At 61.4% G+C, this 3,093-nt stretch carries 6 protein-coding genes; all 6 read right to left on the reverse strand.

Going from position 1 to position 3,093, the window contains the following annotated elements:
- Nucleotides 1-234 (reverse strand): hypothetical protein (locus ACH4F2_RS35440; protein ID WP_398136762.1); only part of this gene is annotated, 234 nt, incomplete at its 3' end.
- A 10-nt stretch (nt 235-244) separates the two neighbouring features.
- A complete protein-coding gene (locus tag ACH4F2_RS35445) occupies nt 245-892 on the reverse strand; it encodes an HNH endonuclease family protein (protein ID WP_003941828.1) in 648 nt (215 codons plus the stop codon).
- Nucleotides 893-993: 101 nt separating this feature from the next.
- Nucleotides 994-1,287 carry a hypothetical protein gene (locus ACH4F2_RS35450; protein ID WP_003941812.1) on the reverse strand — a complete coding sequence of 98 codons (294 nt, stop codon included), beginning with the start codon at nt 1,285-1,287 and terminating at the stop codon, nt 994-996.
- Between the two features lie 322 nt (nt 1,288-1,609).
- On the reverse strand, nt 1,610-1,777 hold the full coding sequence (locus tag ACH4F2_RS35455) for a hypothetical protein (protein ID WP_157770399.1): 168 nt from the start codon (nt 1,775-1,777) through the stop codon (nt 1,610-1,612).
- Nucleotides 1,774-2,673 carry a hypothetical protein gene (locus ACH4F2_RS35460; protein ID WP_209923493.1) on the reverse strand — a complete coding sequence of 300 codons (900 nt, stop codon included), beginning with the start codon at nt 2,671-2,673 and terminating at the stop codon, nt 1,774-1,776. The genes ACH4F2_RS35455 and ACH4F2_RS35460 overlap by 4 nt, the downstream gene beginning before the upstream one ends.
- A partial coding sequence (locus tag ACH4F2_RS35465) for a hypothetical protein (RefSeq protein ID WP_398136763.1) occupies nt 2,673-3,093 on the reverse strand: 421 nt, incomplete at its 5' end. The genes ACH4F2_RS35460 and ACH4F2_RS35465, both read right to left, overlap by 1 nt.

Genomic DNA, 3,093 nt, shown 5'->3' on the forward strand with positions numbered 1-3,093 from the left:
CGGATCTCCCCGGTCGACGGCTCCACTGATGCCGTTGCCGACGGCCACGCCGACTGTGATCAACGCGAAGAAGCCGAGAAAGTAGAGCCAGGCGCCGGTCACCACGCCTCCCGTGAGTGCGGCGCCTGCGGCGAAACCTATCGTCGCGATTGCCCGACTGAGGCGGGTTCGTCGTCTGCTTTCAAGGATTTCGTTCGACAAGCGGATGTGATCATCACCATCGGTAGAACTCATCTACTTCTCCTCATTTCTGTGCGCAGGCGGTGCGCGCCGCGCCGGCATCGGCGGAAGTGATCATCAGGTGATATTTCGCGGCCACGGTGAGATATTTGATGGCGTAGTCACAGTGGAATGCAGCGTTGGGGGGAAGCCAGGTGTCGAGGCCTTGATCTGACTTCGATTGGTTTGCTTTGCCTTGGGAGGCAAGCAAGTTGACGTCCGTGTCGTTGGCGAAGTTCACCCTTTGCTGCGGAGTCCAATTCGCTGCCCCCGCATCCCAGGCTCTCGAAAGTGCCACGACATGGTCGATCTGAATAGCCGAAGGATTGGACGTGGAGAACGCGATATCGGTTCCGGTGTACGGGTCGTGAAGCGTGCCGGCGATGACTTTGCAGTCGCGCGTTCCGGGTTTGAATGCGACATCTACAAGTTGAAGTTTCAGGACGTCATTGCGTGTGTCACAACCATTTCTGGCCAGAGGACCGTCGTACTTGTCGGTCCATGCGGTTCCGAAAACGCACCTTTCGCCTGTGCCGCAACCCCTTTCGTAACCAGGGATATTCGGCAACTTGTCGACGACAGTCACCGATCCGAGCAATTCGTCGAGGCGAGGTGTCGACTCGCCGGCCACTTCTGCGACCACGAGAGGTGCAGCAGGTGCACTCGTCTCCATTCCCGTCCAGGGGCCTCCCTGAGCAACCGCTGCGCACCCCGAGACCACGGTCATAAGAAGCCCCGCAGCGGCAACACACGTGGCGACCTTGCGCCTCATCATCATTCTTTCGTCTCTGCTGATGGCCACATCAATTCGGCGGCGTTAGGTGCGACGGATGAAAGACTGACTCTGCGGGCGAAATTCACGGCCACCTCGCTCGGATCCGCAGAAGGAACAAACGCGGGGTATTCGTCGAGCATCACGATCAGTCGACCGCTGTCTTCGTCACCTTGAGTTTCGGAGCTGTCCTGCTTTTCCTTTTCGGCCGCGTTTCGTGCTGCGGCGGCAGCTTCCCTGGCTCGTGCGGCGAGCGTGACGACAGTTGTATCGGGGGGTTCGATCGGCGTGGTCATGGTCTCCCTTTCCTGGCGAGCCGATGCGGTGCGTCCGGCATCGCCGCACGCTAACTCCGGACCTGGACTGGATGACGCCGTGCACGCACCTCCGTACAGAACCTGCAGCTCAGGCTCCTTTCATTTCGCCGTCAGCCCGGGAAATTCAGCCGGCGCTCGGGTGCACAAGTTTCAAGAGGCTGCCCCGATTCGGCACCGGCGAATGACAGGACTGGCCGAGTTGGTCGATCGCGTGAGGTAGTGTCGGCGGCACTGAGAATGCACCGGGTGAGTCGGGGGCACACCATGTGGTGGCCTCCGACTTTTCTTTTGTGTGCGTCCTTCAGTTCTCTTGCGCGCCGATATCGCGGACTGCGTCACCGGCTTTGTCGGGGCCAGCTTCTTCCGCTCGGCGGGTGTCGACGACTCGGAACTGTGCCGGGATCCCGAGAATGTCAGGATGAAATGTCAGGTCCGGCCGGCGACGGCGCGCCGTCTGGTCTTTGCTCATCGTTGTTCTCCTTCGGGTCTGTGATCGGTCAGTTGCACGATCAGGCGCTCGCCAGGTTGTTGTCCAGGTCGCTCGTACGGCGCGAAATGTGCACCCACCACGTCCAATTGGATTCCTCTCGGAAGCAAATGATGTGAGTTGTTCATCCGTGAAGACTGCCCGTAGTACATCCCCCGCTCTGTCGAGATCTCGAAGACGACATCTGTCGGGCGAGTGGTGGAATCGAGCTCGTGCAGCGAGTGCGTCGCTGCAGTGAACCGGTCGAAGGAAAGCACCGTGCCGGGTTGAAGCGTGGCAGGCAAGTCCGCCGGGTTGACCACAGCATGGGGAACGCTGACAGAGGTGTAGACGAGATGTCCGCGGCCGGATTCACGTTCGTACCGTTGAATAGCGCGGTCGACACGCTGCACCTGCTTACGCCTGCCGTCGTCGAGTTCAACGGCATCGCCGGCAACCGCAGACAGCGCGTTGTTCGTTTCCTTCCAGACGTTCGGATCCGACGTCAACGCCGACAGTGCGTTGTACTGCGCCTGCGGCATCGAATCGAGCACCTCCCGTTTGGTGGCAGAGCGTGCGTTTTTCTGCCGCGCGGACAGCGAGCGACGTAGTTCGATCGCCGCCGGCAGCTCTCGGCGCAACCTTTGGTTCTCGATCGGTGCCGGCGTCGGGCGTGGATAGGCCCGGTTGAGGTCTCGACTTGCGCGGGTGAGGCCGGGCAAGTTCTCTGTCGCATGGTCGAGTTCGCGTGCTCCGCTGCGAATGTCGCCGCGAGTGCTGTACGCGTGTTCCGAAATCAAGGCACCTTCTTTGCGGGTGGCGATGTCGCTCTCTCCCCGATCTGGGTCGAAGACGCCGTTACCGCGGTCCGGGCTGATCCTGTCGTGACTTCTCCCCATCAGTCCCGCTCCTCGAATTCGTAGAGCTCTCCGCGTAGCTCCGCCAACGCGGACTCTCGGGCGCGCCGAAGGTCTGTGAGGTCGGTCGCCAACTGACCTATCGCCGAAGCCGCCACATCATCGCCGGCCGAGTTGACCAGAAGGCCCTCGATGGTCCGGTCCCCGTCGTGAATCCTGTCGAGAGATTCGCCGGCAGTGATCGATTCCTGCAGCTCGAGCAGATGGCGACGATAGCTCCACAGCGCAGCTACACGTGTGAGCAGCGAACGCTCGACGCGCCCCAGCCACCGGCTGCTCACCAGGTGAGCTTCCCTCGCTGCGAGGGCTTGCGGGCTGCTACCCGCCGCCGGGGTTCCCAAAGTTGCTCGCACTGTGGCGAGTTCACCGGCATGCGCAAGAATTTCGGCGAGTTGCTCGTCG

The sequence above is a fragment of the Streptomyces sp. NPDC017890 genome (assembly GCF_044328675.1).
Classification (GTDB): Bacteria; Actinomycetota; Actinomycetes; order Streptomycetales; family Streptomycetaceae; genus Streptomyces.

What these genes read in the sequence shown, in the direction of transcription:
- ACH4F2_RS35445 (WP_003941828.1), bottom strand. Translation starts at nt 892, where the DNA reads ATGGAGACGAGTGCACCTGCTGCACCTCTCGTGGTCGCAGAAGTGGCC.
- ACH4F2_RS35450 (WP_003941812.1), bottom strand. Translation starts at nt 1,287, where the DNA reads ATGACCACGCCGATCGAACCCCCCGATACAACTGTCGTCACGCTCGCC.
- ACH4F2_RS35455 (WP_157770399.1), bottom strand. Translation starts at nt 1,777, where the DNA reads ATGAGCAAAGACCAGACGGCGCGCCGTCGCCGGCCGGACCTGACATTT.
- ACH4F2_RS35460 (WP_209923493.1), bottom strand. Translation starts at nt 2,673, where the DNA reads ATGGGGAGAAGTCACGACAGGATCAGCCCGGACCGCGGTAACGGCGTC.